Origin of the sequence: Methyloversatilis sp. XJ19-49 (assembly GCF_024580145.1) — a bacterium.
Lineage (GTDB): Bacteria > Pseudomonadota > Gammaproteobacteria > Burkholderiales > Rhodocyclaceae > Methyloversatilis.
Genome location: NZ_JANINI010000009.1, coordinates 66,689 through 92,806, shown reverse-complemented (window position 1 = coordinate 92,806; position 26,118 = coordinate 66,689). Strand labels below are relative to the sequence as shown.

Sequence of the window (26,118 nt, the reverse complement as noted above, 5' to 3'; positions counted from 1 at the left end):
CCATGCAGAAAGTGCTCAGGGAAATCGCGGATGTGATCGGCCTGCCGGCGTGCCTGGAACTCGTTTCCCGCTGGGGAGGCCGCGACCTGTACGTGCCCGAGAGCATCGGCCGCGAGCATCCGATCGCATTCGCCATCGGGTTCGAGGCAGCCCAGAAGCTCAGCGCCGAATTCCCCTGCTGCACCCTTTCACTGCCGATCGAGCGAAACGCCACCATCGACCTTCGCAACGAACTGATCTTCAAGGAATGGAAGGACGGCGCCAGCGTGCTGAGGCTGTCGCACCGGTGGGGACTCACCCGCCCTGGCATCGACGCCGTGCTGGCCAAGATGCAGGCAAGGGAAGGATCGACAGACGACTCTCGTGTTGCCGATCTGTTCGGCAGCATTGATCCATAGGAACTTGAAATGACGCGGGCGGCAAACAGCAAGAGCAAGGCCACACGTGCAGCGCGTGAGAGCGAAGTGTTCGAAATGCGCAAGGGCGGCGCCACGTTCGAGAAGATCGGCGCCGCTCTGGGCGTGACCGCTCAGCGTGCGCACCAGATCTTCGAGAGGAAGCTGCTCGAGGTGCGCACGAAGACCGGCCAGACCGCGGAGCAGCTGCGCGCGCTGGAGATGCAGCGGCTCGACGACCTGCAGAGCTTCCTCTGGGAGAAGGCCCGCAAAGGCAACGCAACGGCAATCGATCGCATACTGAAGATCATGGAGCGCCGCGCGAGGCTCGAAGGGCTGGACGCTCCGCAGCGCATTGGCCTGGGTGGAGATCCCGACGCCCCGCCGATCAAGCAAGAAACCCGAAGCGCAGCAGAATTTACTGACGATGAGCTCGCCGCTGTCGCCGCAAGCGGCGGCCGCTGAGCTGCTGCGCCGTCGGCGCGGCCGGGACAGTCTGGTCGGGTTCTCTCAGGCGATCGAGATACCCGGCAAGCCGGTCAGCGAAGACGAGGACGCAGACGACTGGCTGTTCCTGCCGGTGGAAACGGGCCTCGCCCTTCACCACCTTTTGCTACTGCAGGCCATCGAGCGCACGGCGAAGAAGCACCGCGGCCGGCTGATGGTCTTCATGCCGCCGGGCAGCGCGAAGAGCACGTACTGCAGCGTGGTCGCGCCGGCCTACCTGATGGCGCAGCAGCGCGAACGCCGTTTCATCCTGGCCAGCTACGCGACACCGCTTGCCCGTCGCCTCGGCCGACGTGCCCGCCAGATCGCGCGCTCGCCCAGCTTCGCCTCCCTGTTCGGCTGCACGATCAGCACCAGCACGAGCGCCGCGCATGAATGGGCGCTGACCAACGGATCCGAATATCTGGCCGGCGGCATTCTGTCTGGCATCACCGGCAACCGCGCGCACGGCATCTTCGTCGACGATCCGATCAAGGGCCGCCAGCAAGCCGACAGCGAGACGATCCGGCAGACGACGTGGGACGCTTTCAACGACGACCTGCTGACGCGCTTGATCCCGGGTGGCTTCGTGGTGATCGTGCAGACACGCTGGCACGAAGACGACATCGCCGGCCGGCTTCTCCCGAAGGGCTACGACGGGCGCAGCGGCCTGATCCGCTGCAATGACGGCGACGACTGGGAGGTTCTGTGCCTGCCGGCGCAGTGCGAGCGCTGGGATGATCCATTGGGCCGAAAGCCTGGCGAGTTCATCTGGCCGGAGTGGTTCGGTACCGATCACTGGTCACCGTTCATGCGCAACGCACGCACGTGGTCGGCGCTCTTCCAGCAGCGACCCGCTCCAGGCGAAGGCGGCACGTTCAAGCGCCAGTGGTTCCGCGATCGCTACGGCGCGATCCCGGCGGCCGCGGACGTCTGCGTCCACAGCTGGGACACCGCGCAGAAGGACGGCGAACGCAACGATCCGACCGCCGGCGGCGTGTATCGGCTCGGCCGCGGTGTGCAGGGCTATTACCTCGCCGAGGTCACAGCGGAGCGTCTGGAGTACCCGGATCTGAAGCGGAAGGTCATCGCCTACGCCAAGCGCGACAACCCGCGCGCCGTGCTCATCGAGGACAAGGGCAGCGGCACCAGCCTTATCCAGGATCTGCGATCGAGCACCAGCATCCCCGTCATCGCCATCGAGCCGTGCGGGTCGAAGCTCTTCCGTGCCGACGACGTCAGCCCGACAACAGAGGCCGGGCTTGTGCACTTGCCGGAATCTGCACCTTGGCTTGCCGACTTCGAGCGGGAATTCTTCTCCTTTCCGCTGGCCACGCACGACGACCAGGTTGATCAGCTGACGCAGTTCCTGAAATGGGTCGAGAACTGGACCTTCACGATCAGCAGCGCATCGACAGGCCCTCGCGAATCCGCAGTGGCACTGGCCGAAATGAACCGCACCGGCGGCTACACAACCACCAGGCGCGCGAGCGCCGAAACATCGGGGTATTGAGACATGGCAGACACAGCGACCACGGCACCGAAGCCCGCGAAACCTGAATCTCAGGAGCTTGCGAAGCCGGATCACCTTGGCGCGTTCTCTCGCGTCGGCAGCCGGATCAACGGCTTCATGGACGTGCTCGCGCCGACCGACACCATCATCCAGACGAAGGGCGGCGGCATCGGCCAGCTGCAGATCTACAAGGAGCTGCTGCGCGATGACCAGGTCCGGAGCACGCTGCAGCAGCGGCGTACGGCTGTGTGGGCGAAAGAGTGGGTTGTCGAACCAGGCGCTGAGGACAGCCGAGCAGAGGAAGCCGCAGAAGCGTTGCGAGAAGACCTCAAAGCCATGCGATGGGATGACATCACCGACAAGGCGCTATTCAGCGTGTTCTACGGGTGGGGCATCGGCGAGGTGATGTGGGCACCGGGAAATGGCCGCGTGCAGATCGCCGACGTGAAGGTGCGCGACCGGGCGCGATTCCGCTTCGGCCACAGCGGCGCGCTCTACCTTCTGCGTGACGGCGCCACGCTCGAGCAGATGCCCGAGCGCAAGTTCTGGACGATGAACGCGGGCGGCGACAGCCACGACGACCCGTACGGCCTCGGCCTGGCGCACTCGATCTACTGGCCGGTGTTCTTCAAGCGCAATGGCGTGAAGTTCTGGCTGGTCTTCCTGGAGCGGTTCGGGCAGCCGACGGCGCGGGCAACGGTACCGGCCGGCATGATGGACGACCCGAAGACGATCGCAGAAGCGAAAAAGGTGCTGGATTCGATCGCCACCGACAGCGGCGTGGTCATCCCGGACAACCTGATTATCGATCTGCTCGAGGCCACGCGGAGCGGCACAGCGGACTACTCGAGCATGTGCGAGTACATGGACAAGGCGATCGCGAAGGTCGTGCTGTCGCAGACGGCCAGCACCGAAGGCACGCCCGGCAAGCTCGGCAGCGACGACACCCAGAAGTCAGTGCGCGACGACGTCGTGAAAGCCGATGCGGATCTGATCTGCGAAAGCTTCAATCGTCAGGTAGTCCGCTGGTGGATGGACTGGAACTTCCCGGGTGTAGCGGCCCCGCGCGTGTATCGGAAGGTCGAGCCCGCTGAGGACTTGAACACACGCGCCGAGCGCGACACGAAGATCCACGCGCTGGGCTTCGAGCCGGACGAGAACTACATCACCGAGACCTACGGCGAAGGCTGGAAGAAGAAGGCCCCCCCGCCCCAGCTGCCCGCAATGCCCGGCGCCGTGCCGCGTCAGCCCGGCGATCAGCAGCCACCGCAGGCTCAAGACTTCGCCGAGACCGCGGCGCTCGCCGCGCTGATGTCCGCGCGCCGTGGCGACCAGGACGCAATCGTCGAGGCGGCAGTGCAGTTCGCGCAGCAGTACGACACGATCATTGGCCGACGAGTCGGCGCGCTGATCGACGCGCTGCAGTACAGCGAGGATTTCGAAACCTTCCGCCGGCGGATAGACGAAATGGCAGCAGAGATGCCGGCGCCCGAAGCACTGGACAAGGTGACGCGCGCGTCGATCTTCTCGCGCATGCTCGGGGCGTTCCGCGCGCAGCGCTCTGATGCGTAGGTATCGCCGAGCGGCGGACGCCGCATCCATCCTGTCGTTCCTGGAAGCACCGATCGCGGCTTCGTTCGATCTGCCACCCGAGGAAGCGATTGGCTACTTCCAGTCGAAGGGTCTGCAGCCGTCGTTCAGCTACGCCGACATGACCGCCGAGGCGAACCAGCATGCGTTCACCGTCGCCAAGATGATGGACGTGGATCTGCTGGCTCAGGTGCGCGGCAGCCTCGAGGACGCGCTGGCCAACGGCATGACCTTCAAGGACTGGTCCAGTCAGCTGATGCCAACTCTGCAGGCAGCCGGCTGGTGGGGCCGAAAGGATGTCGTGGATCCTCTGACCGGCGAGAAGGTGAGCGCGCGGCTCGGCACCCCTTCGCGCCTGGAAACGATCTTCCGAACGAACATGCAGAGCGCCTATGCGGCCGGGCAATGGCGACAGATCGAGGCGCAAGCTGACATCGCCCCCTTCCTGATGTACGACGCGGTCGACGACTTCCGCACACGGCCGCTGCACCGGTCGTGGGACCGCAAGCTGCTGCCGGCAAACCACAGATGGTGGGCAACGCACTACCCGCCGAACGGCTGGAACTGCAGGTGCGGCGTCATCCAGCTGACCGCGGAAGAAGCGGAAGCGCTCGGGCTCAGCATCGACCAGCAGGCCCCCTCCGACGGCAACTACCAGTGGAAGAACCCGCGCACCGGTGCGGTTGAAGTGATCCCACAGGGTATCGACCCGGGCTTCAACTACAACGTGGGTCGTTCGTATCTGAACGACCTGAAGCAGTTGCTCGGCGAGAAGGTCGCGCGCCTGCCTGCGAGCATGCGCGAAGCAGCGGCATCGAGCGTCGACAAGGCGTCCCAGGCAGCAGAGATCGCCAAGGCAACGGCAGAGGCGCAGGCAGCGCTCGCCAATGCTGAAGCGCAAGCCGCTCTGAAGCGCGCGCAGGCGATGGCTGCTGAAAAGGCGAAGCAGGCGGCCGCTCAGTCGGCCATCGATTCGATCAAGGCAGGCACCGCCGAGGTCAGCGGACTGAAGACCCAGCAGGCGGCGCTATCGCAGCTCACGAAGTCGGGCGTGCTCGAAGATCTGACGCCGGTAGAGCAGCTGGCATCCGTGAAGGCCAAGGCCGCCGAGATCCAGGCGGCGAAGAAGCTGTCGGCCAACCTGAGCGGGTACAAGAAGGCAGTCCTCGCCGGCAAGACTCCATCACCGGCGCTTGTGAAGGCGTTCAACAGCCTGGACGAGGCGCAGCAGGCAGATTTCCTGTCGAAGATCGACGTGGAGAAGGCCGCGCTGCAGGCTGCCGCGCAAGCCAAGGCGGCTGAGCAATCCGCATCGCTGGCCAGCGGCACGCCGCCGAACCTGCGTACCCTCACCAAGATCGGCGAGCAGCGAGGCAGCAACCCCGGCGGTCTGTACCTGGACACCGACACCGGCTTGCAGTGGTATCTCAAGCAGCCCGCGTCCGAGGACATTGCCCGCAACGAAGTGCTGGCCGGCAAGCTCTACGAACTGGCCGGCGTCGAGGTGCCCGAGCTGCATTTCGTGCAGTTCGAGGGCCGGGCAACAGTAGCCTCTCGAATCGTCGATGGGCTCAGCAAGGCAACGCCGGAGAAGCTGGCCACCACTGCTGGCACTGCAGAAGGCTTCGCCGTCGACGCATGGCTGGCGAACTGGGACGTCATCGGGCTGGGCTTCGACAATCTGCTGATCAAGGGCGCGCGTGCGGTGCGCGTCGATACCGGCGGCGCCCTGCGGTACCGTGCCCAGGGCGGCCTGAAGGGCGCCGGCTGGGATGACCAGGTCACCGAGATCGAGACGCTTCGCGACGCGACCAAGAATGCGAACGCGCGCGCTGTCTTCGGCCGGCTCACGCCCGAGCAGATCGAAGCGGGAGTCGTGCGCGTGCTGCAGACAGACGACCAGGCAATCCTCCAGCTGGTCGAACAGAACGGGCCGCGCGACAAGGCCGAGCGCACCGCCTTGGCCGACATGCTGATCGCCCGCAAGCGCACGTTGGCCAAGCGCTATCCCGAAGCTGCTCGCCGAGCTGCGCAGCTGAACGGCCGCGCCGAAATGGAGCCGCCAGCATCTGATCGTGTGACCGCAGGCGAGCAGCGCGCGATCGAGGATAGCCGGGTGAACGGCTACGGAATGAGCACCGACGCCGACCAGATCGAGGATCACATGGTCGTGGTGCATACCTTCAAGCGCGCAGACGGATCGGACACCACGCGCGGGTGGCTGAAGCTGGCCACGTCGGCGTCCGAGGATCTGCTGAACCGGATCAAGGAAGCGTCGGGCGCTGGAATCACCGTCCAGATCGGCGCTGCCCGCGACGCGATGCTTGCGGTGGCGAAGTCGATCAATCACCGCGCCGACAAGGGAATGCCGATCGACGATCGCGTCGTGGAGAAGATGTCGGCAGCCGACCGGCTGGTAGGCGATGCAATTCGAGATCTTGAGAGAGCGGCAAGCGTTGCCTCTGAACCCGACAAGATCCGGCTGATGATCCAGCTGCTGTCTGACTGGCGCGGCACCCTCGCGTCACGCGTAGAACTGAACCGAGTGCCAGAGCGCTTGCAGGTCGCATTCCCCACTGCAGTTTTCCCAGAAGAGCTGTCGTTCGCCCGGTCAGTCGAGCAGAGCGCCGAAGCGCTCGCTTGGCGAAAGGTGAGCGGCGGGTACGCCTACCGGATCAATCAGTTCGACCGCAGCTTCGCGCGGGAAACCGACGAGATCGGATCCGCGCACGGTGTGCTTTCCTACTACGAGGCGGAGCTTCCGGACGGAACGCGGGTCAGCTTCTTCCCACCGACGAACACCGTCGCGTATGCCATGCAGGGCACCATCCAGATCGATGCGCCCGGCCGCAGCATCACGTCGACGGGGAGGATCTTCGAAGCTCTGGACGCGTCCCGTATCAACTCGAGCAGATCCACCGAAGTGGATCGTCAGCACCTCTACCTCAACAAGCTCGCTCGCCTGCGAATCATCAGGGACGCCACGGCGCGCCGACAGTACGCTGCGATCGTCGACAAAGGAGCCGAGGGCGTGCGGCTGAAGCTCGAACTGTTGAAGGCAGCCACCGGTGTCGATATCGAGCGCACGGACGGCTGGAAGACGATCGAGGGCGTGCGGCAGGCATTCGGTCATGGCCGCGCGTACCAGCTGCGTCCCGACCTCGACGGACCAGAATTCCAGCAATTCCAGCGCGACTACGTCCTCTACCACAACCCGCAAGGGCTCGGACGAGACGCAGGAAAGGACGTTTTCGAACGACTGAAGCCGATCATTGAAGGCGGAGGTATGTTTGCAAGCCTGACTGACCGCGTGCGTCGCGGCGTTGCTTTGTCGGGCTCCTCGGTTGTCTCAGACTTGCAAACCGGTGGCGGGGAGTACCACTTCACGCGAATTGCTCGACGCACTTCCGGCTCGACAGGCACTGGTGTCTATTGGAAAGCAACAGCGTTGCGCCGGATGGATGCCATCACCTACAACTCGGACATGTTCGGTGACACCAGGCCGGAACGCATGGAAGCCAACCGCTCCGGTCAGACAGTCGACAGCTTTCGCACAGCTGCGATCCACGGCTCGAACGAAACGATCTTCAAGAATGGGATGTCGGTTTTCGACGACCTGGACAAGATAGTGCTGGCGAGCAAGAAAGAGGTGGCCGAGGCCATCGAATGGTTGAAATCGCGCGGCTACCGTCAGTGGCCGGATGGTCGTGCCCTGAACGAAGTAATCATTACGAAGGCTCAGCACAATGCCGACAGTTGAAGAAGTCACCAGCCTCTGGCGTTCCGGCGCGCTGGTCATCGTGAAGATGGACGCGGAGACGATGTACCGCGGCGCTGCATTCGTCTTCGGCGACGGCGACGGCCTCGTCTGGGTTGAGCCTTCGTATCTCGACCCGAACGGCGCTCCAACGCCGGCAGAACATCGTGCCGTCGGAGCTCAGCTGACGAAGTACGGCGAGGCCTACAACATCCGGGCCGATGGGGAAACCTGGTCGGTCATCCTTGCCGAATACAGCCCGGAAGAGGACGCCGACCAGATCGGTGATCAGATGGATTTCATGAGGCAGCAGCTGGACGCTGCCGGCACAACCTGGGAAGCCGAGCGCGAGCGCGTTCGCGCACTCGTGTTCGGACCCAGCGACGAGATCGAGGCCTAGGAAAGGCCGAGACGCTCTGACGTCTCGTCATACCCTTCGGCGATCGTCCGCGCCTTCTGGACGACATCCTGAGAAACCTGCAGGCGGTACATGGCCGACCAGCACGCGGTGTATGCGTGGTGCCTCGCTTCCTCCGCGACTGAATCTTTGAAGTTCGGGTAGTCGATCGAGCGAACCGCTGACTGCATTGCGGCATCCACCGACTCGCGTGGCACGACAGCACGGAACAGGTAGTCCGCGCGCGGTGTGCGCTCGACTTTCACCCCTTCGGGCATGTGCGCGCCCATGAAGCGCTGCACATCACCATCCGTGCGACCGCGCACCAGCAGCAGGCCCGAATCTTCGCGGTGCTGAACGATCGAGACGAAAGCGTTGTTCAGAAATACCCACATAGCGCACCTCCTGTTGTTCTAAAAAAACTGCAGGTTATGAGCGACCTGCAGCAAAGACACCATGCGACGCACGACAACAACAGTGTGCGTCGATGAAACCCTTCGAGATATTCAAGGCCGGGCAGCAGACGGCCAGCAACGGAACCGTCCTGCAGTTCAGCGAGGATGACCTGCGCGAGGCCGTTGCAGCCTATGACCCGCAGATTCACGAGGCACCGATAACCGTGGGTCACCCGGCGGACAACCTGCCGGCATACGGCTGGATCAGTGCCCTCTCGTATGACGACGGCCGGATCATAGCCGCCCCCAATCAGGTTGAAGTCCAGTTCGAAGAGATGGTCGCGGCCGGCCGCTTCAAGAAGCGCAGCGCCAGCTTCTACACACCTGACAGCCCGCACAACCCGAAGCCCGGCGTCTATTACGTCCGGCACGTCGCATTCCTCGGCGCGCAGCCGCCGGCCGTCAAGGGCCTGAAGGAAATCCAGTTCTCTGCGGACCAGGAAGACGGCTCGATCACCGTCGAATTCGCTGACGCACCCGCCTGGCCGGTCATGCGCATGTTTCGCAATCTGCGCGAATGGCTGATCACCAAGTTCGACGTCGAGACCGCCGACATGGTCGCGCCGGAGTACCTCGTCGAAGACCTGCAGCGCGCACACCTCACCCCCGCAACTCCGGACGCAGCTCCGGCCATTTCCTATGAAGAGGACAACGCAATGAAACCTGAACAGATCGCCGCGATGCAGGCGGAGAACGAGGCCTTGAAGGGTCGCGTGAGCACGCTGGAAGGCGAGAACACCACCCTGAAGACCCAGGCAGCCGAGTTCAGCGAGCGCGAAAAGTCGCTGAACGAGCGCGAAGCCGCCGCCGCGCGCGCCACAGTCGAGGCCCGCGTCGATGCGCTCATCAAGGAGGGTCGCGTGCTGCCCGCCAAGCGCAAGGCCGTCGTCGACTTCGCGATGGCGCTTGCCGACAAGGAAACGGTCTTCGACTTCGGCGAGGGCGACAAGGCCGAGAAGGTCACGCAGCGCGAAGCCTATCTGCGCGACGTGGCCGCCGGCCCGAAGGTCGTCGACTACGAAGAGCGCGCGCCGGCGAATGGCGCAGCAGGCGCGGATGCCTCCAGCCCGGAGGCGATCGCGGACAAGGCCCGCGATCTCGTCAAGAAGGCCGAGGAAGCCGGCAAGCCCCTCAGCTACACCGAGGCCGTCTCGCAAGTCATGAGCACTGCCGGCTGATTCGGCGCCCACAGATCACGGAAGAGAGGACAGCACCATGCGCAACGAAGGCCTGCAGAAAACCCTGATCGCCGGCGCGGCGGTCAATCCCAACCGCATCGTCAAGTTCGGCTCGGCTGACACCCAAGCGGTCCAGGCAGCGGCGGCGACGGACAAGTCGATGGGCGTCTCCGACAACCTGGGCGCGGCGAGTGGCGAAACGTTCGACGTGATCGTCGACGGCATCGCACTGGTGAAGTACGGCGGCAACGTGGCGGCCGGTGATCTGCTCACCAGCGACGCCAACGGCCAGGCCATCGCCACCACCACGGCATCGAACCGAGTCATCGGCATCGCGATGCTTTCCGGCGTGTCGGGCGACATCGGCTCCGTGCGCATCGCCCCCGGCTCCGTCTGACCCGACCGAAAACCCTGGCACTGCCTGACCAAAGGAAACCGATATGAACTTCCCTTTCGTACCCGCGCCGCAATACACGGCGATCGCACTCGCCTACACCAACCGCCAAATGATCGCGGACGAGGTGTTGCCGCGCATCACCGTCAACGAACGCAGCTTCAAGTGGGACAAGCACACGAAGTCCGACCTGTTCCAGGTGCCTTCCACTCTGGTCGGCCGCAAGGGCTCGCCGAACGAGGTCGAATTCACCGCGACCGAAGAGACCTCGAGCGTGGGCGATTACGGCCTGGACGACGTGGTGCCGCGTGAGGACATCGAAGCTGCCCGCAGCAAGCCCGGCCTGGATCCGCTCGGCCGCGCGACCGAAGGCATTTCGAACCTCATCATGCTTGACCGCGAAATCCGCACTGCCGATCTCGTCTTCGCCGCTGGCACTTACCCGGTCGGCAACAAGGTCCAGCTGAGCACCACCGACCAGTGGAATGAGTACGGTGAGGCGAACAGTGACCCCGTCGCCGACATCCTCACGGGCAAGGAAGCGGCCCTGATGTCTTACAACACCTGCGTCATGGGTGAGGCCGTCTGGTTCGCGCTGCGTCGCCACCCGAAGCTGCTGGCTGCATTCTTCCCGGTCAATGCGTCCGGCGGCGGCATCCTCTCGCTGCAGCAATTCGCCGAGCTGTTCGAGTTCGAGCGCGTGCTCGTGGGCCGGGCATACAAGGCAACCAACAAGCCCGGCCAGACCTTGTCGCTGTCCCGTGTGTGGGGCAACCACTTCTCCATGCTCCACCAGAACCCGCTGGCTGGCTTGCGCGGCAATGGCATCACGTTCGGCGCAACCGCGGAGCACGGCACCCGCTTCGCCTCGACCATGGACGAACCGAAGATCGGTCTGAAGGGATCGACCCGCGTGCGTGTGGGCGAAACCGTGAAGGAACTGATCACGGCCAGCGACTGCGGCTACTTCATCCAGGACGCCATCTGACCCTAGAAGTGGGCGGCCTGGCGTTGGTCGGGCCGCCGCGAATGGAGCGAAAACCATGACGAGATCAAAGGCAAGGATGGCCGCGGCCGCCGCAGTCGGCGCGGTTCTGTACGCCGTTCAGTGGGACATCAAGCACAACGGCACGCGATACGCCGTCGGTGACGAGGTACCGCTGAACGATGAAGATGCCGCACCGTTTCTGGCCAGCGGCGCGATCGTTGCAGCCACCCCGAAGGCAGATCCGGAAGCGGAGGCAGCTGCTGCGGCCGAGGCCGAAGAACGTGCGAAGGCTGAAGCAGAAGCGGAAGCGGCTGCAAAGAAGGCCACCGAAGAATCCGAGGCAGCTGCCGCAACGGCTGGCACCGCTGACAGCCCGCCCGCCACCTGAAGGACTGAGCCATGCCGATCATAAGCACAGACATCAAGTACCGCCTGTCCGGCGGCGCGAGCAACACCGACCCGAACGCTTCAATCGGCGGCATCAAAAGCTCGACCGAAATCGGCACCGGCCTGCACAACCTGTTCGACGTCGTGGGCAGCGCCGAAACGACCGCAGGCGACACTGAGTACCGCTGTTTTTATGCGCACAACGGACACGGCTCGCTGACGCTGGAAAACGCCGTGGTCTTCATTCAGAGCAACACCCCGAGCGGCGACACCTCGGTCGAGATCGGCGTCGGCGCAGCTGCCGTCAACGGAACCGAAACCGCCGTAGCGGACGAAAGCACCGCGCCCGCGGGCGTCACGTTTTTTGCAGCTGCAAACCTGGGCGCCGCGCTCTCGCTGGGCAACCTGCCGGCCGGCCAGCACCGCGCAGTGTGGGTCAAGCGCATCGTCGGAGCCGGCGCCGCCGCCTACACCGACGACCAGGCCACGATCCGCATCCAGGGCGACACGGCCGCATGAGCCTGATATCGCGCGTGCTTGCTGTCGGCTCTCAACTGGTCAACGTCGTGCTGTTCCGCGGCCACCAGAACGAGAGCCTGAGCAGCCGCGCCTACAGGCAAAACCACGCCGCGGCCGTGCGGTTCATCGACCGGATTTTCGCGCCGTTCGAGAAAGAGCATTGCCGCATCAGCCACGAAAACGACCGAGCCTGGGCGCGCGAACTGATAAAGGATGACCCGAAATGAGCACCGAAGCGATCCGCGCCGCCTTTGCTGCAAACCCGGCGCTGGCGGCCATGATCCCCGACTGGCAAGGCATCGCCGATGCGCTGCCGCCCGTGGTCACGCTGCGCGAAACTTTCGTGACCGAGCGCGGCATCGTGAATGCGCTCGGAATCATGGAGGGCGAAACCTTTCTGCAGGCGCTGGAATCGTTCGCCGTTGCCGACCTACCCGCCGAACACCCGCTGAAAACCTACCAGCCAGGCATCGCCCGGCAACTGGCCTGGCTAAAGCGCGACGGCCTCGACGCCAGTTCAAGCACCGTCCGCATGCTGCTCGACACAATGGCCGCGCTCGGCCTGCTTGATGCAGCCGCCGTGCAGGCCGTGAAGGCGCTGGCCGAAGAGCAACAGCCGCTGAGCGAGTACGACGTGCGCCGCGCTGTGCTCAATGACGACGGGAGCCTCGCGATATGAGCACAACAACACTCGTCAAGACCCCGCGAACCCTTGTCGCCGCCGGCACAACGAACGCAGCCGGCGCCACCACGCGCGGCGTGCTCGACATGCGCACGACGCACGGCGGCCTGCTGACTTTCAAAATCGCGAACGGCGCCACCGGTCCGACCTTGCCGTGCGAACTGCGCGTGCTTGCCGCGCACAACGCCGGCTCCACGCCTGCAGCTGCCGCCGCGGGTGCGGACTGGAAAACCCTGTGGTCATTCACTGCCGGCGCAGCAAACAGCGCCGTCGCCGAAGACTATTTCGAGGTGCCACCCGGCGTGATGCACCTGCAGACGGAATTCACCGGCAACACCGGGCAAGGCGTGAACATCGAAGCGTTCCTGAGCGAAATTTCGTCTGCGAGCACTGTATAAATGCCGGTCGTCTACGCAACCCGGCGACGTTTCAAACAGCCACGCGGCCCCGCACACGGCCGCGGCGCGTGGGCGATCGCGCACCCCGGGAACTACTGGACGAAAATAGGCAACCCGGAACTCACTCGGATTGAAGGCCGCCGCGCGTGGCTTGGGACATCGACCACGAACAAAAACGTCACGTCGCCTAACTCCGGCGTGCCGTTTTTCATCCGGTCGACCAGTTTCACAATGCTCTGCTTCGCACGCCCAAGCGACACCACGACCCCGTTCTGTGGTGGCGCAGGTAGCACGGGCGGCGGCTGGTTCATTTCCGCCCAAAGCATGACCTATCGGCGACTCGGGGCTTTTCAGAGCCTGCCGATCAGCACCACGGCGAACGACGACCACCTGTACGCAATGGTCGGAACGCCGAGCGAGGTCAGCGCCTACGTCGACGGAGAATTCGTCACCAGCTTTGCCGCCGGGCTGCAGGCCGCGACTGTCGCGCCGGGCGACTGCTGGATACTCGGCAACAACACCGCAACATACCGCGGACAGGCGGCAATCTATTACGTCGCATACATCCCGCGCACGCTGTCCGCAGCCGAAATCCGGGCGATCGCACAGAACCCGTGGCGCATTTTTGAAGCGACCGACCACCGGCTGTATTTCGACGTCCCCTCGGGTGCGGCGACCGTTTCCGCCGACGGCGTGCTGCGCTGGTCCCTGACCTCGGCCGTGCACGCCGACCAGGCACTGCGGTGGTCTCTCAACGCCCTCGCGCAGCGCGACGCCACGCTGATGTGGTCGCTGCTGCAGACCGCGCAGCGTGAAGCGATCGCCCGCTGGTCGCTGGTCGCCGCCCTGAACGCCGACGCGACCCTGCGCTGGTCGCTTGTGCAAGCGGTGCAGGCCGACGCCGATCTGTGCTGGTCGATGCTTGCCGCCGTAGCCTCGGACACCACCCTGCTGTGGGACATGGCCGGCGCGACCGGCACCGTTTCGCGCGACTTCGCCGCCCGCTGGTCGATGCTCGCACCGGTCAGCGCCGACGCCGAATTCCATTGGAACTTGCTGCAAGCCGTCGCACGCGAGCAGGCGCTGCCCTGGTCGATGGTGCAGGCGATCGCCAGCGACGTCGGACTGCGCTGGTCGCTGATCCAAGCGGTGAGCGCCGACGCCGACCTCGCCTGGAACCTCGTCCAAGCGGTCTCGCGCGACGCGGCGCTCGCCTGGGATATTGCCGCAAGCCTCGGCACCGTCGCCGCCTCCCTGTCGCTGCGCTGGTCACTGATCGCTGCCGTGCAGCAGTCGATCGATGCGCGCTGGAACCTGCTCGAATTCGTGAATGGCGACACCAGCCTGCGCTGGGCCATGCTGACCGCGACCGTGCGCGAAATAACTGCACGCTGGGATATCACCGCCCTCGCTGCACGCACCGTGGATCTGCGCTGGGACATGGCAGGTACCACCGGCCGTGCGATCACGTTCCGCTGGAGCGTCGGCGACCCGAGCAACTTCCCGCCCCTTTTCGTCTATGTCGCGCCGCGCGAATCGCGCACCTTCTTTGTCGCCGCCCCGGGTATGCAGCAATGAACGGCCACTTCCTGAAAGACCCCGAAGCCGTCGTCGACTACTCGATCTACTGGGGCGACTGGCTGGCCAATGGCGACAACGTCACCGCTGCCGATTGGACAGTCCCGGACGGCATCACGCTGGATAGCAGTGCGGTCAATGCGGCGCCCATCACGATCGCGCCGACGCCCTCGCATGGCGCGTCACTGATATGCGCTGCGGGCACGCTCACGACGGCGTGGCTGTCGGGCGGCACCGCTGGCGCGACCTACCGTGCGGCCTGCCGCATCACGACTGCGCAGGGCCGCACGGACGAGCGCTCCATCACCATCCGCTGCGCGAACAGGTAACCGACGCCATGGCCTACACAGACGAGAACGAGCTGAGGAAGCGATTCGGCGACGTCGAGATCGACCAGCTGAGCGACCCGCTTCGCACTGGCCAGCCCGACACCGAGGTGACCGAGCGGGCAATCGCTGACGCCGATGCGCTGATCAACGCACACCTCTCGGCCCGTTACTCGCTGCCGCTGGCCAGCGTCCCGGCCGTGCTGGTCACCATCGCGTGCGACGTGGCCAGATTCAAGCTCTGGCATCGAAACGCCCCGCAAGAGGTGAGGGACCGGTACGACGACGCGCTGGACCAGCTGAAGATGTTCGCGCAGGGTCTGCTGACGTTGCCACCTGACGCAATCACCGGAGACGCTCAACCGGTGCAGTCGATCAAGACGGCCGCCTTCGCACCGGAACGGATCTTCACCGCCGACAAGCTTTGCGGCTACTGAGGCTCAGTCATGAGCGTCACGGTCGATGTCGATGGCGACGGCGCCCAGAAGAAGCTGCAGCGCCTCATTTCCGCGGGACAGTCAGCCGAGCTCTACGACAGCGTCGGAGCGGGTCTGAAGACGCTGATTGACCTTGGCTTCAAGTTCTCGCGGGATCCGTACGGCCAGCAGTGGGCACCCCTGAAGTTTCGTGGGCTGCGCAGATCCGACGACGGCGGAAAGATCAGTCGCACCGGTCGGAGACAAGCCCAGGCGAATCGATCCGGCCGCGCTGGACAGCCGCTGCGCGACACCGGCCGGCTACAGCGAAGCATCACGTACCAGGCCGCTCCCGATGGCGTCACCGTCGGCACGAACCTGCGCGCGAAAAGCGGCGCGAGCATCGCAGCTGTTCATCAGTTCGGCGCCGTGATCCTGCCGAAGAAGGGCAAGTACCTGATCTTCCCCGGGCCGAACGGTGCACTGATCTTCGCCAAGAAGTCAGTCATTCCACGCCGCGCGTTCCTGCCCCTCGATAAGACCGGAATCCTCGCGCTGCCCACCTCCTGGGTGACCAGCATCGTTGCCCGCATTCGAGCGTTCCTACTCAGAAAGGCCAGCTGATGTTTGCCGAACACGAACAGACCATCCTCGCGCGACTGCGCAGCAAGCTTGCCGACGGTGTTCACGTTCTCGCACTCGACCAGGCAGACCAGAAGCCTGAACTGCGTCAGCTGTCGCCAGCAGTCTTCGTCGCCTATGACGGCCTCACCCCAACAGGCGAGGGATCACAGAACGGACGTGTAGTTCAGGTCCGTCACGAGTGGGTGATCGTGTGCTCAGCCGAGTCCGCGATCGGCGCCGGCGACAACCATGCGGCGAAGGTCGAAGCCGGCCGCCTTGCAGCGAGCGTCATCTGCGCCTTGGCTGGCTTCCATCTTGGCCAAGGCAAATATCTGCAGCTGTCTGAGTCACCCGGCCCTGAGTTTGAATCGGGGTACTGCTGGTTACCGCTGATCTTCACCCACACGGCCACGATGCGTGGCGACCATGACACCTGAGAGGACACGACGATGGATTACAGCTACATCGGCTCCGGCCGAATCTACCTGCGCAAGATCGGCAGCACCGGCGGATTCATCGAAGTAGGCAACTGCGATGGCGTGAACATCAACACGACCGAGCAGGAGATCACCAAGCCCGACCGCACGCAGCCGGGCGGCGGAACCTTCAACGAAGTGCGCCGGATCGAGTCGTGCGCGCTTCAGATCATTGCTGCTGAGCTGAGCCCCGAGAATCTGGCGCGTGCGCTGTACGGCGCGACGAGCGCTTACGAAGGCGAGGCGATCACCGGCGAATCGATTGCAGTCGGGCCCGGCCAGTACAGCCCCTTCTCACATCTGCCGGCTTCGTCGCCTGCGCCGACCATCGCACCGCCTGCAAGCACGACACACGCAACGACCGATCCGGTCACGCTGGGTGAGTACATCGTCCCGGCAACGCCGAATGGCTTCCTCTACAAGGTCACCACGGCCGGCACCACCGGCGGAAGCGCTCCGACCTTCCCGACGGCGATCGGCGAAACCGTGACTGACGGTACTGCCGTGCTGACCTGCGTGAGCCGCGCAACGTTGGTGGCCGGCACCGACTACGACATCCGTCCGGGCGGAATCATCGTGCTCGATGGTCGTGTTGTGGCCGGCGAGACGTGGACCGCTGCCTACACCAGCGTCGACACGGACGTCGTGCAGGCACTGGTGACCAGCGGCGAAGAGTACGAAGTCGTATTCGACGGCCTCAACGAGGCGCGAAGCGGCAAGCGCACGCGCCTGGAAGCCTTCCGCTACAAGCCGGGCGTCGCCCAGGCCGTCGGACTGCTCAGCGACGAATACGCCGCGCTCGACGTGACCGGAAAGCTCCTGAAGGACACCACGAAGACCGGCGTCGGTATCTCGCAGTACTTCAAGGCCGACATCGAGCGCTGACGGAAACCTCCTGCCGCGGATTGGACCCCGCGGAATTCTGCCGGCGCTGCTGACCACGGCGCCGGCCCCTTTTTTCACCGGACCCCAACATGAACAACACCGAGCAGAAGCCGCTGGAGGCGATCGAGCCGAGCGACATCCGCACCGTTCCGACATCGGCCGGAGACATCACTGTCGAGCCGCTGCGCATCGGACAACTGCCGGCATTCGCCCGCGCAATCCGACAGTGCGGCGGCCTGCTGCTCGCGGTGGCCGACGGCACGGATCCCGACTCGATGCTGTTCCATATCGCGGAGCACGGCGACGCCATCATCGAAGCGTGCGCCGTGGCCACCCGTCAGGACGCGAAGAGCATCGCTGCACTTCCTCCCGACGAGTTCATCGCAGTGATCGCCGCCGTCATCGGCGTGAACCGGGATTTTTTCGCGCGCCGGATGAACCCGGAACTGCTGGCGCGCGTCGCGCACCTGGCCGGGAGCCGGACTGGTTCGACGTAATCCAGTCACTGCTCAACAACGGACACACCCGGGCAGACGCCATGAACTACACCCTGGCTCAAGTCGAAGGCTACAGGCGCGCGATTGCTCGCGAGGAAGCGCGGCGTGCGCTACGGATCGGAACCGCGATTCGTATTGCGACGAACGGCAACAAGGACGCTTGGCGCCGCTTCACCTCGGACCTGGAGAACGCCGCAAATGGCCGGTGATATCTCGTTCAAGGTGTCCGCCGACCTGGCGGAGATCCGGTCAGCGCTGCAGGGTCTTCGAACCGACTTTCAGCAGGCCGGCCGCAATGCGCAGGCTTCATTCGGCGATGCGGGCGTTGCCACGCTGCGCAACGAGCTCCAGGGCCTACGTTCGGATCTGAAGAAGACCGCGGAAGAAGGCCGGCGCGGCCTCAGCGACATCGGTGTCGGCAGCCTGACGAAGCAGCTCGACGGCCTTCGCGCGAGCGTCAGGAACATCTTCGGTGCGACGGTGGGTGCGCTGGGCGTCCGCGAACTGGTTACGCTCGCTGACTCGTACTCGCAGCTTTCGGGACGGTTGCGAGTCGCGACGAAGGACACAGGCGACTTCCGGCAGGTACAAACCCAGCTGATTGCACTGGCGCGCGAGACACGTGCGCCGCTCAATGACATCGTCGATCTGTACGCCAGCGTTGCGCCGAGCCTGAACGCCGTCGGAATCGGTAGCGAACGCACGGTCGGCGTTCTTCGCGTCGTGTCGCAGGCCCTGGCGACCAGTGGCTCATCGGCGCAAGCGACCAGCGCCGCCCTGCAGCAGCTCGCGCAAGGTCTCGGCGCGAACGAGCTTCGCGGCGAAGAGCTGAACAGCATTCTCGAGCAGGCGCGCCCGCTGGCAGTGGCATTGGCTGATGGTCTCGGCGTGCCTGTCGGTAAGCTTAAGGAGCTTGCGCAAGCCGGCGAGATCACGGCCGAGCAGTTCGCGCGGGCGATGGAGAAGGTCAAGGACAGCGTCGCTGCCGACTTTGCCGAGATCAATCTCACGGTCGCTCAGGCGGGCAACGTGGCATCGAACAGCCTGCTGCTGTTCGTCGGCCGCACCGACGAAGCGTCCGGCGCGTCAGCCGACTTGGCTGGAGCAATTGTCGAGCTGGCAGACGGACTGGAGCGCCTGCAGCCTTTCCTGACCGACACGCTCGTTCCGCTGATCCAGTTCACCGTCGATTCGATCGACGGGATATCGCGACTGTTCAGGGTCGTCGGCTCCGGGATTGCCGGCTACACGCTCGCCATTCAACAGGCGCTGACCGGTGATCTCGACGGCGCGTTGGCGACATACCGTGCGATCGACGAACAAGTACGCGCCATCCTCGATGAGCCCTTGTCGGCTCAGCGAAACCGCCTTCGCAACGCACGCGACAACGGCAACGCGCGTGTCGAGATCGAGCAGGATCTGGCCGAGAAGCGCGCCAAGCTGGAGAACCTCCGCAAGGTGGCAGCCGGCGAGGCCTCAGCCGACATCCTGAAGGGCGAGAAGCAGCTCGCCGAGGAGCGCAACAAGATCGCCGAGCAGGCGCTGAAAGAGCGGCTCAAGGCGGAGGAGGCCGGCGCCGACAAGCTGCGCGACGCCTACTTGAAGACGATCGACGATGCGCGCAAGGCGCGAGAGGAAGCTGCAAGCATCCGATCCGAGGGCGCGAACGCCGGCACCGACCTGCGCGATCGCGCGGTATCTCGCCGCGCGCGTGGCCTGTCCGACAGCGAACGCGAAGACCTGAACCGACGGAACGCGAGCAGCCTGACGTCGCAGGCGACGCTCACAGCAGGCCGTGCACAGTCAGCGGCACGGGATGGCGACCTGAAGAAAGCGGCACGGCTGGCGGCCGATGCCGCGAAGTTGGCCGAGCGAGCCGAGCGGGCAGCCGATGCCATTCAGGACGACGACGACGCAGCGCGTGCCCTGGAAGACCTGTCTCGTGTGCAGGAGACGATCAGCGAAGCGCAGGCGCAGGCCAAAGAGCGCGAAGCAGCTGACCTTGAAGCCATTGCCGTCTCGATCCAGCAACAGATCAAGCTGGCTGAGGAACGCATTACCGCAGTGAAAGCGGAGCTTGCGAAGCCGGTGTCCCTGCAGACGGATATCGCCGAAGCCGAGAAGCAGATCCAGCTTCTGACCGAAAGGCTCGCTGCCATACCGGACAAGACTGTCACCGTCACGGTTCAGACGGTCGCGGCCACCGGTACGCCTGCCGAAGCGACCGCCGCACTTCCTGCCTTCGCATCTGGCGGCAAGCTGAGCGGCCCGGGTAGCGATCGAAGCGACAACCTGCTGCTGTGGGGTAGCCCGGGCGAATGGATGGTCAACGCCAAGGCCTCACGCCACTACGGCGACGACTTCATGCACCGGCTCAACTCGATGCAGCTGCCTCGATTCGCCGACGGCGGGCCAGTTACGCCTGGCATCCGCGCCGCTGCGAATGACTCGCCCGGCACGGTGTCTGCGACCTTCAACTTCCCCGGCATGACACCAGTCACGGCGCGTGTCGAGCGGCGCACCGCGGCGACGCTTGCGCGCGAGCTGCGTCGCGAAGCGAGAAAGACCGGCCGATGAACGGAATCGCATTCGAGCTCGGCGGAATCGCGGTGCCATACACCGTGGCCGGCGACATCCAGCAGCGCATCGCTCCTCTGCCTGGCGGCTCTTCGCTGCGCCGGATGATGAACGGCGACGCCCTAAAGCAGACCCACTACCGAAAGCTGGCTGTTCAGCTGTCCGGCGAGGGCTGGTGCCCGCTGGGCGTCGATGCCCTTGACTGGGACAACCCGGCCGGCCTTGTCCTGAAGTGCGGCGAGCCGCACTCGGTGCTGAGCAACAGCAACGTCATCGCACTGCCGGTCGCGCGCCGAACCGATGCGCCGTACCTCCCGACGGCACGCGCTCACCTGGCCAACGGCAACGAGGTCCAGACATCGATTTCGATCGCCTCGCACACGGCAACGCTCGTCGCCGTGGCCGGTGCTGTGGGCTACAGCGTCATCTACTTCCCGCAGCTGGTCGTCATTGCTGACCCGCCTGAGCACACAACGGACAGTGCCAGCGGCGTATCGGGATGGGCCTTGAACACCGAGGAAAAGTGACATGCGAATATTCGATCGAGTCGGCCAGGCGATAGACAGTGCAGGAACTGACCGCGTGATGGCACTCGGCGCGGCGCTGGCCGGTCTGCAAACCTACCGCGCCGCCGCCGGAGTGGCTGACATTTTTGAAATGCCCTACCTGATAACCGACGCGCTGGGACAATGGGAACAGGGCATCGGCGACGTAACAACGGATATCGGCATCGGCGACATATTTGACCGCCGCCTGGTTATCCGCAGCAGCAATGCCGGCAGCCGTATCGACATCGACGCTGAAGGAACGGGGCTACTGTTTTGCGTGCCGTTCGCGGTTTCGTCCATCCTGGCCACTGCAGCAACGGACGTCGCGAACTACTCCGTCGGCCCTGAAATCACAACCGAAGTTTACGGCGCGCTTGCCGCAGGCGCGGCCGCCACCGCGGGAAGCGTGTATTCGACCGCGCTCGGCTGCCAAGCAAACGCTTCCGCCAGTTTCTCGACCGCGCTCGGCGCACGAACCGTTGCGCAGGTAGCAGGCGCCGTGACCAGCGGCGACGGCAAGACCGGCAACCCGCGCGGCCACGCCCTCGACTTCACCGGCAGCAACACCTCCGCCGGCACCACATCGGTCGCCGTGACGAACGGCGCCGGCAGCTTCGCGCCCGCGGCATCTTCGGCGTATGTGCTTGAGGTGCAGGTAGTCGGCCGGCGCACCGCGCCCTCTGCCGGCGCCTACGGCGCGACGATCCGCGCACTTGTGCTGCGCAGCGGCGCCGGTGCCCCGACCATCATCGGACAGGCGAAGACCGACATTTCCGGCGGCCTGACCTGCGACTGCAGCCTGTCCGTCGTGAGCAACACGATTCAGGTCAACGCCCAGGGCGCGGCGAGCGGGGAAACCTGGTATTGGGCCGCGACCGTGCGCGCGACTGAGCAAAGAGGCGCCTGATGTACGGCGCAGCACCCTACGGGACCACACCCTACGGCGCGGCTCCAGGATCACCTGAGCCCGCACCGCCCTCGGGTGCGTCCGTGTCGCTGGGCTTCGAGATCGTCGTCGTGGAAGCAGCGGATATCGCACTCGGCTTCGACGTCGTCGTCCTCGAGGCCGCCGATATCTCGCTCGGGTTTCGAATCGTTGCGATCGAGGCGCTGGACATTGGCCTATCGATCGACATCACCGTGCAGTCCGCGACCATCACCAGCCCGCAGAAGTGGCAGCCCGTCGTCACGCTCGCCGGTGTCGACGTCAGCCAGCGCATAACTGGCGAGATCCGCATCGATGCGGACGAGGGAGAGGCACGCACGGCGAGCTTCATCATGCGGCCCGCACCGGGTCCGCTGACGCTGCCTGACTGGACCGGCGCGGCGGTCACCATCGACATCGCGCAACAGGACTCGATCGGCAATGCTGTCGACGCGCGCCGCCTCTTCACCGGCGTTGTCGACGTCCCGGATCTCGACGTGGCTGAGCAGCTCGTCGCGTTCGAATGCACCGATCAGCTGCAGCAGGTTGTCCGCAGTCTGCCCCGCGAGTGGATCGATACCAATGTGGGCGGCTTCTACAGCGAGGCGGTCAGCGGCGAGCCTGTCGACACGCTGCAGTACGCGGATGCGCGGCTGGCCAGCGTCCCCGCGTCGCTGGATCTCGATCCGTACCAGTCGGCACGCGTCACACCGTGGGCCATCGACAGCGCCGCCATCCTGACGCTGACCGAGAGCTCGATCATCGATGGATCGCTGCGCGTCGAGCTCGCGGGCCGGGCCAACATCCGTAACGAGGTCGAGACGGTTCTGCAGTACCGCTTTCCGCGGCTGCGCGCCCGTGTCGTGTCCGTCAATTTCGAACGAACGATCAACCAATACACGTCGCAGGGGTTGGACATTCCGAACCGCGCGATGATCGAGCAAGCACTGTCCGGCATGAGCGGCTGGCAACTGCGCGGCGACATCAACATCGTCCCTGTCGATCCCGGCAGCTACGAGTCGAGCGGCAGCGGCGGGACCGTCTACACGGTGATCAGCGCCACTGACGCGCCGCAGCTGGCGCTCGGGTTCGCGGCGCGGTTCTCGAATCGCTGGGTTCAATGGGTGACCGAGGAATACCGACTGAACGTCGCTGCCCAGGCGTCGATCGATGCGCTGGGACTCTCGCGCGCTACGTTCGACGGTGCAGTACTCGATGCCGAGTTCGACGACGGCGCGTGGCTTTTCGAATCCGATGCCGAGCCCGCCTTGACGCTGCCGACCACAGGTGACGTGAGCCTCGATTACGGTGGCGATGGCCGAACCGATCGAGCTGCTGCACAGAACGCGGCGGCGACACTGGTCGCTCAAGCGCGCAACGAGATCCTGTCGTCGCATCGAGACACGCACGTCTCTGCGATGACGCCACTGCACGCTGGCATCGACCTGAATCAGCGGATCGAGATCGATACGCCGCGCCTGAGCGCGCTCGGGAAGGTGATCGGCTTGACGCACCGGATGGACATCGACGCCGGCGAGCACGACACGGAGTTCGCCGTCGCCATTTCAGGATTCTCGGCGGTCGGGCTACAGGACGACGACGAACCGGACGCGCCTGCCGCGCCCACTGATCCGACGCCCGCGCCCGGATCTGCCGCCTACGGGTGCATCTGCGACATGTATGTCGGTCAGGTGTCCGGCGCGCCCGAGTTCGACGAGGCGCTGATGATCGGATTCAGCACCAACGCGCGAGCCGGATCTGAATTCGACGCCGGTGCGCCCGCCTACCCCTACGCCCTGAGTGTCCAGGCGCCGGAGATCGAGGCGGCTGTGCGTGACCCCATCACGCTGACGCAGGCGGCCAGCTACGCGGTCGCCATCCCTCAAGATCTACTGGAGATCACAGCGCTATGACTTTCGGATTCTTCGCCGATGCCGGCCTTTCGATACCGCTCGGCGCGTCGACCCGGCACCTGAGCACGCAAGGTGACCGGCTGATCTATTTCGGCTCGCCAGCCGCAGGCAAGCAATTGCAGGACGCGACGAACCCGGGAGTGACGAATCTGCAAATCGTCGTGACAGACAGCGCTGGCGGCAGTGGCCTGGCAGCCGCAGCAATCAAGCTCGCGGCCACGAACGGCGGCCTCGCTGGCGCTACGGGTGGCACTGCTCTGGCGATCGGCCACACGGTCCTGTCAGGCGCAGGCAACGCGAAGCCTGTGCATATTCGGATCGACGCCAGCGCAGGGACGGTCGGAACCACATACACCGATCTCGGCCTCGACGTGCCGAATACGGCAGAGACGGATGTCTGATCATGGGTGACATCAGCAAGGCCCTGATGAGAATCGGTGCTCGCGAGCTGGCAGGCGGCGGCATGACGCAGGGCTCTCGCCCTCCGTTCGAACCCAAACCAGTGCAGGGCGCAAAGCCTCCCGCCATCGGCCGTGGGCGCACGCCCGCTGCAAGCGGCGGCAGCGGTGACGTGCTCGTGGAGACGTCGTTCGCGTCGCGTACGTATTGGCCAGACGAAACGGTGACCAGCACCGACGGCGCGTTCACCTGGATCGTGAAGCCGATCCGACGTGTTTCGCTGCAGGGAGGCAACTGGATTGACTTCGCGGACCCGACGCCGTGACGATCGACTCTTTCACCACGCCGTTCGGTCCACTCGCGAAGTTCGGTTCCTTCGGACATCCTTTTCACGGCCCCGTGTCGCTATCGCAGCTGACGCTGCCGAACAGCACGACCCGCGCATACCTGCAGCCGAACAGCGCAGACGCCTGGGCGGTGACGCTTGCAGGCGTGCCCGCCGTTGAGCGCACCGAAGACGAACTTCTCCAGGACGATGCGGCTGGCCATCAGTGGCTTCAGCAGCTCGTGATATCCGGCGCCGCGACGCAGGTCTATGGCAAGCGGCTGACCGGCGATGCGCCCGCTTGGATCTGGCGTGACAGCGCCGGAGTGTGCTGGCAGTTTTCGCTGCCTCGTCTGGCGACTTACCAGACATCGATTCGGGTGCGCGCCCGCAAGTTCGGCCGGATCGGCGAACCTGCTTTCACGGCCGTCGATACCGACCTGTCGCACACCGTCGATGACGGCGCAATTGCGCTTTCGCTGGCGACGACGAACAACACCGAACTGACCGACACGCTGCTTCGGATCTGCGACATCAATTCCAGCGGATCGAAAGTAATCGTCGGGCTTTTCGCAGATCCACGGCGCACCAGCTACAGGCCCCGCTACGGATCCGAATTCGTAGTGCCCGCACCGGTCGAGTCAGCACTGGGTTTTCTGATCATCGAGGTAAGCGACGGCTCGCCAACACCGTCGATCGCACTGACGACGTTGCGCAACCACCGCGCAACGCTCGGGACCGTCTCCGGCACCAGATCGCGTGTGCCGGCCGGCGATTGGGAAGACCTGCCGACGGTCGAGGGATTCCGCACGGGCACGGTCACGCTCAGCGGCAACGATGCAGTCAGCGACCGCATCGTCTCGATGTACTTCGGTGAATCCGATGTGCCGAAGGAATTCACCATCGGCTACACGTTTGACTTCGAGCTGGTGCGCGACTTCGGGGAATTCAACATCAGCGTGCCGGGCTTTGGGACGACATTCTTCGCGCGAAGGGACGAAGAGACCACGCGTGACATCACCTACACGCTGAGCCGCGACGGGACCGAAGTCGCCTCCGTGTCGATCGCGCATGACCCGTTCCCGGCCGACAGCGTCGAACTCGAAAGCGGAATCCCGGAGGTCTATTACCAGGGCGGCACAAACCTGACCTGGAACGTCGACGGCCTCTACCCCATCACCAGCTACGCCGATCCGACCGAGGCTGCTCTGCTGGTCATTTCCCGTGATCGCACCCAGACCGGGCTCTGGCTGTATTCGAAGAAGCTCATCGGCCTGTTCAGCATCAGCCGCGCCGGCGTCGTCACGTGGACGTCGGCCTACTCACCTGACTCCAGCGCCGCAGCACAGGCCGCCGCCTCCGGTGGCTGGACGTCTGACGGCGCAGGCCGCCTTGTCGGCGGGCCGACTACCTGGTGGCGCGCGATCAACCCGCTGACCGGTGCCATCAGCACCACCTACAGCACACCCGTCTGCTACGTCTGAAAGGAA

General features: G+C 64.8%; 30 protein-coding genes. 29 read left to right on the top strand and 1 reads right to left on the bottom strand.

Annotation, left to right across the window (positions count from 1 at the left end; translation table 11 throughout):
- Positions 1-2: 2 nt before the first annotated feature.
- From NMQ16_RS12075 to NMQ16_RS12050, 6 genes are all read left to right on the top strand, one after another.
- The gene (locus NMQ16_RS12075) at positions 3-398 is read left to right on the top strand and encodes a Mor transcription activator family protein (RefSeq protein WP_257080931.1); all 396 of its coding nucleotides are present in this window, start codon (positions 3-5) and stop codon (positions 396-398) included.
- 9 nt (positions 399-407) lie between these two features.
- Positions 408-860 carry a hypothetical protein gene (locus NMQ16_RS12070; RefSeq protein ID WP_257080930.1) on the top strand — a complete coding sequence of 151 codons (453 nt, stop codon included), beginning with the start codon at positions 408-410 and terminating at the stop codon, positions 858-860.
- Positions 760-2,394, top strand: a complete 1,635-nt coding sequence (terL, locus tag NMQ16_RS12065) for a phage terminase large subunit (RefSeq protein WP_257080929.1) — start codon at positions 760-762, stop codon at positions 2,392-2,394. Before NMQ16_RS12070 ends, terL begins: the two co-directional genes overlap by 101 nt.
- A gap of 117 nt (positions 2,395-2,511) precedes the next feature.
- Entirely contained in the window at positions 2,512-3,966 is a 1,455-nt protein-coding gene (locus NMQ16_RS12060; RefSeq protein WP_257080928.1) for a DUF935 domain-containing protein, read from the top strand.
- Entirely contained in the window at positions 3,959-7,744 is a 3,786-nt protein-coding gene (locus NMQ16_RS12055; protein WP_257080926.1) for a phage minor head protein, read from the top strand. The genes NMQ16_RS12060 and NMQ16_RS12055 overlap by 8 nt, the downstream gene beginning before the upstream one ends.
- Entirely contained in the window at positions 7,731-8,141 is a 411-nt protein-coding gene (locus NMQ16_RS12050) for a hypothetical protein (RefSeq protein WP_257080924.1), read from the top strand. Before NMQ16_RS12055 ends, NMQ16_RS12050 begins: the two co-directional genes overlap by 14 nt.
- Here NMQ16_RS12050 and NMQ16_RS12045 read toward each other — a convergent pair.
- Positions 8,138-8,533, bottom strand: coding sequence for a hypothetical protein (locus tag NMQ16_RS12045; RefSeq protein WP_257080923.1), 396 nt, complete (start codon positions 8,531-8,533; stop codon positions 8,138-8,140). The two genes, NMQ16_RS12050 and NMQ16_RS12045, sit on opposite strands and share 4 nt — an antisense overlap.
- Before the next feature lie 92 nt (positions 8,534-8,625).
- Between NMQ16_RS12045 and NMQ16_RS12040 the strand changes: the two genes are divergently transcribed.
- The 23 genes from NMQ16_RS12040 (at position 8,626) to NMQ16_RS11930 (ending at position 26,112) form a co-directional block, all read left to right on the top strand.
- On the top strand, positions 8,626-9,771 hold the full coding sequence (locus NMQ16_RS12040) for a phage protease (RefSeq protein ID WP_257080922.1): 1,146 nt from the start codon (positions 8,626-8,628) through the stop codon (positions 9,769-9,771).
- A gap of 37 nt (positions 9,772-9,808) precedes the next feature.
- Positions 9,809-10,168 carry a DUF2190 family protein gene (locus tag NMQ16_RS12035; RefSeq protein ID WP_257080921.1) on the top strand — a complete coding sequence of 120 codons (360 nt, stop codon included), beginning with the start codon at positions 9,809-9,811 and terminating at the stop codon, positions 10,166-10,168.
- 43 nt (positions 10,169-10,211) lie between these two features.
- Positions 10,212-11,153, top strand: coding sequence for a phage capsid protein (locus NMQ16_RS12030; RefSeq protein WP_257080920.1), 942 nt, complete (start codon positions 10,212-10,214; stop codon positions 11,151-11,153).
- Between the two features lie 55 nt (positions 11,154-11,208).
- Positions 11,209-11,541 carry a hypothetical protein gene (locus tag NMQ16_RS12025; protein WP_257080918.1) on the top strand — a complete coding sequence of 111 codons (333 nt, stop codon included), beginning with the start codon at positions 11,209-11,211 and terminating at the stop codon, positions 11,539-11,541.
- Positions 11,542-11,552: 11 nt separating this feature from the next.
- A complete protein-coding gene (locus NMQ16_RS12020; RefSeq protein WP_257080916.1) occupies positions 11,553-12,059 on the top strand; it encodes a hypothetical protein in 507 nt (168 codons plus the stop codon).
- Entirely contained in the window at positions 12,056-12,286 is a 231-nt protein-coding gene (locus tag NMQ16_RS12015; protein ID WP_257080914.1) for a hypothetical protein, read from the top strand. The genes NMQ16_RS12020 and NMQ16_RS12015 overlap by 4 nt, the downstream gene beginning before the upstream one ends.
- On the top strand, positions 12,283-12,738 hold the full coding sequence (locus NMQ16_RS12010) for a hypothetical protein (protein ID WP_257080913.1): 456 nt from the start codon (positions 12,283-12,285) through the stop codon (positions 12,736-12,738). Before NMQ16_RS12015 ends, NMQ16_RS12010 begins: the two co-directional genes overlap by 4 nt.
- Positions 12,735-13,139 carry a hypothetical protein gene (locus tag NMQ16_RS12005; RefSeq protein WP_257080912.1) on the top strand — a complete coding sequence of 135 codons (405 nt, stop codon included), beginning with the start codon at positions 12,735-12,737 and terminating at the stop codon, positions 13,137-13,139. Before NMQ16_RS12010 ends, NMQ16_RS12005 begins: the two co-directional genes overlap by 4 nt.
- Positions 13,140-14,717: a hypothetical protein gene (locus tag NMQ16_RS12000; RefSeq protein WP_257080910.1), complete on the top strand. Its 1,578-nt coding sequence runs from the start codon at positions 13,140-13,142 to the stop codon at positions 14,715-14,717. It begins immediately after the preceding gene.
- Positions 14,714-15,046: a hypothetical protein gene (locus NMQ16_RS11995; protein ID WP_257080909.1), complete on the top strand. Its 333-nt coding sequence runs from the start codon at positions 14,714-14,716 to the stop codon at positions 15,044-15,046. Before NMQ16_RS12000 ends, NMQ16_RS11995 begins: the two co-directional genes overlap by 4 nt.
- Before the next feature lie 8 nt (positions 15,047-15,054).
- Entirely contained in the window at positions 15,055-15,480 is a 426-nt protein-coding gene (locus tag NMQ16_RS11990; protein ID WP_257080908.1) for a gp436 family protein, read from the top strand.
- A gap of 9 nt (positions 15,481-15,489) precedes the next feature.
- Positions 15,490-16,083, top strand: coding sequence for a phage virion morphogenesis protein (locus NMQ16_RS11985; protein WP_257080907.1), 594 nt, complete (start codon positions 15,490-15,492; stop codon positions 16,081-16,083).
- Positions 16,083-16,520: a hypothetical protein gene (locus NMQ16_RS11980; protein ID WP_257080906.1), complete on the top strand. Its 438-nt coding sequence runs from the start codon at positions 16,083-16,085 to the stop codon at positions 16,518-16,520. The genes NMQ16_RS11985 and NMQ16_RS11980 overlap by 1 nt, the downstream gene beginning before the upstream one ends.
- 12 nt (positions 16,521-16,532) lie before the next feature.
- The gene (locus NMQ16_RS11975; protein WP_257080905.1) at positions 16,533-17,444 is read left to right on the top strand and encodes a hypothetical protein; all 912 of its coding nucleotides are present in this window, start codon (positions 16,533-16,535) and stop codon (positions 17,442-17,444) included.
- A gap of 89 nt (positions 17,445-17,533) precedes the next feature.
- The gene (locus tag NMQ16_RS11970; RefSeq protein ID WP_257080904.1) at positions 17,534-17,941 is read left to right on the top strand and encodes a DUF6631 family protein; all 408 of its coding nucleotides are present in this window, start codon (positions 17,534-17,536) and stop codon (positions 17,939-17,941) included.
- A gap of 41 nt (positions 17,942-17,982) precedes the next feature.
- Positions 17,983-18,150, top strand: coding sequence for a hypothetical protein (locus NMQ16_RS11965; protein ID WP_257080902.1), 168 nt, complete (start codon positions 17,983-17,985; stop codon positions 18,148-18,150).
- Positions 18,140-20,518 (top strand): tape measure protein, encoded by a 2,379-nt coding sequence (locus NMQ16_RS11960; RefSeq protein WP_257080900.1) that lies wholly within the window; start codon positions 18,140-18,142, stop codon positions 20,516-20,518. The genes NMQ16_RS11965 and NMQ16_RS11960 overlap by 11 nt, the downstream gene beginning before the upstream one ends.
- 44 nt (positions 20,519-20,562) lie before the next feature.
- Positions 20,563-21,045, top strand: coding sequence for a hypothetical protein (locus NMQ16_RS11955; RefSeq protein ID WP_257080899.1), 483 nt, complete (start codon positions 20,563-20,565; stop codon positions 21,043-21,045).
- 1 nt (position 21,046) lies between these two features.
- Positions 21,047-21,973, top strand: coding sequence for a hypothetical protein (locus NMQ16_RS11950; protein WP_257080898.1), 927 nt, complete (start codon positions 21,047-21,049; stop codon positions 21,971-21,973).
- Between the two features lie 83 nt (positions 21,974-22,056).
- On the top strand, positions 22,057-23,904 hold the full coding sequence (locus NMQ16_RS11945; RefSeq protein WP_257080897.1) for a hypothetical protein: 1,848 nt from the start codon (positions 22,057-22,059) through the stop codon (positions 23,902-23,904).
- Positions 23,901-24,305: a hypothetical protein gene (locus NMQ16_RS11940; protein WP_257080896.1), complete on the top strand. Its 405-nt coding sequence runs from the start codon at positions 23,901-23,903 to the stop codon at positions 24,303-24,305. Before NMQ16_RS11945 ends, NMQ16_RS11940 begins: the two co-directional genes overlap by 4 nt.
- A gap of 2 nt (positions 24,306-24,307) precedes the next feature.
- Positions 24,308-24,628 (top strand): hypothetical protein, encoded by a 321-nt coding sequence (locus NMQ16_RS11935; RefSeq protein ID WP_257080895.1) that lies wholly within the window; start codon positions 24,308-24,310, stop codon positions 24,626-24,628.
- Complete coding sequence (locus tag NMQ16_RS11930) at positions 24,625-26,112, top strand: hypothetical protein (protein ID WP_257080893.1); 1,488 nt, start codon at positions 24,625-24,627, stop codon at positions 26,110-26,112. Before NMQ16_RS11935 ends, NMQ16_RS11930 begins: the two co-directional genes overlap by 4 nt.
- Positions 26,113-26,118 lie beyond the last annotated feature (6 nt).

Bases quoted from the DNA above. Each gene is read 5' to 3' on its own strand.
- NMQ16_RS12000 (WP_257080910.1), top strand. From the start codon at position 13,140: ATGCCGGTCGTCTACGCAACCCGGCGACGTTTCAAACAGCCACGCGGC.
- NMQ16_RS11960 (WP_257080900.1), top strand. From the start codon at position 18,140: ATGGCCGGTGATATCTCGTTCAAGGTGTCCGCCGACCTGGCGGAGATC.
- NMQ16_RS11950 (WP_257080898.1), top strand. From the start codon at position 21,047: ATGCGAATATTCGATCGAGTCGGCCAGGCGATAGACAGTGCAGGAACT.
- NMQ16_RS11975 (WP_257080905.1), top strand. From the start codon at position 16,533: ATGGATTACAGCTACATCGGCTCCGGCCGAATCTACCTGCGCAAGATC.
- NMQ16_RS12070 (WP_257080930.1), top strand. From the start codon at position 408: ATGACGCGGGCGGCAAACAGCAAGAGCAAGGCCACACGTGCAGCGCGT.
- NMQ16_RS11965 (WP_257080902.1), top strand. From the start codon at position 17,983: ATGAACTACACCCTGGCTCAAGTCGAAGGCTACAGGCGCGCGATTGCT.
- NMQ16_RS11940 (WP_257080896.1), top strand. From the start codon at position 23,901: ATGACTTTCGGATTCTTCGCCGATGCCGGCCTTTCGATACCGCTCGGC.
- NMQ16_RS12060 (WP_257080928.1), top strand. From the start codon at position 2,512: ATGGACGTGCTCGCGCCGACCGACACCATCATCCAGACGAAGGGCGGC.
- NMQ16_RS11970 (WP_257080904.1), top strand. From the start codon at position 17,534: ATGAACAACACCGAGCAGAAGCCGCTGGAGGCGATCGAGCCGAGCGAC.
- NMQ16_RS12005 (WP_257080912.1), top strand. From the start codon at position 12,735: ATGAGCACAACAACACTCGTCAAGACCCCGCGAACCCTTGTCGCCGCC.
- NMQ16_RS12020 (WP_257080916.1), top strand. From the start codon at position 11,553: ATGCCGATCATAAGCACAGACATCAAGTACCGCCTGTCCGGCGGCGCG.
- NMQ16_RS11935 (WP_257080895.1), top strand. From the start codon at position 24,308: ATGGGTGACATCAGCAAGGCCCTGATGAGAATCGGTGCTCGCGAGCTG.
- NMQ16_RS12045 (WP_257080923.1), bottom strand. From the start codon at position 8,533: ATGTGGGTATTTCTGAACAACGCTTTCGTCTCGATCGTTCAGCACCGC.
- NMQ16_RS11995 (WP_257080909.1), top strand. From the start codon at position 14,714: ATGAACGGCCACTTCCTGAAAGACCCCGAAGCCGTCGTCGACTACTCG.
- NMQ16_RS11980 (WP_257080906.1), top strand. From the start codon at position 16,083: ATGTTTGCCGAACACGAACAGACCATCCTCGCGCGACTGCGCAGCAAG.
- NMQ16_RS12010 (WP_257080913.1), top strand. From the start codon at position 12,283: ATGAGCACCGAAGCGATCCGCGCCGCCTTTGCTGCAAACCCGGCGCTG.
- NMQ16_RS12025 (WP_257080918.1), top strand. From the start codon at position 11,209: ATGACGAGATCAAAGGCAAGGATGGCCGCGGCCGCCGCAGTCGGCGCG.
- NMQ16_RS12050 (WP_257080924.1), top strand. From the start codon at position 7,731: ATGCCGACAGTTGAAGAAGTCACCAGCCTCTGGCGTTCCGGCGCGCTG.
- NMQ16_RS12030 (WP_257080920.1), top strand. From the start codon at position 10,212: ATGAACTTCCCTTTCGTACCCGCGCCGCAATACACGGCGATCGCACTC.
- NMQ16_RS12055 (WP_257080926.1), top strand. From the start codon at position 3,959: ATGCGTAGGTATCGCCGAGCGGCGGACGCCGCATCCATCCTGTCGTTC.
- NMQ16_RS12035 (WP_257080921.1), top strand. From the start codon at position 9,809: ATGCGCAACGAAGGCCTGCAGAAAACCCTGATCGCCGGCGCGGCGGTC.
- NMQ16_RS11985 (WP_257080907.1), top strand. From the start codon at position 15,490: ATGAGCGTCACGGTCGATGTCGATGGCGACGGCGCCCAGAAGAAGCTG.
- NMQ16_RS11990 (WP_257080908.1), top strand. From the start codon at position 15,055: ATGGCCTACACAGACGAGAACGAGCTGAGGAAGCGATTCGGCGACGTC.
- NMQ16_RS12040 (WP_257080922.1), top strand. From the start codon at position 8,626: ATGAAACCCTTCGAGATATTCAAGGCCGGGCAGCAGACGGCCAGCAAC.
- NMQ16_RS12015 (WP_257080914.1), top strand. From the start codon at position 12,056: ATGAGCCTGATATCGCGCGTGCTTGCTGTCGGCTCTCAACTGGTCAAC.
- NMQ16_RS12075 (WP_257080931.1), top strand. From the start codon at position 3: ATGCAGAAAGTGCTCAGGGAAATCGCGGATGTGATCGGCCTGCCGGCG.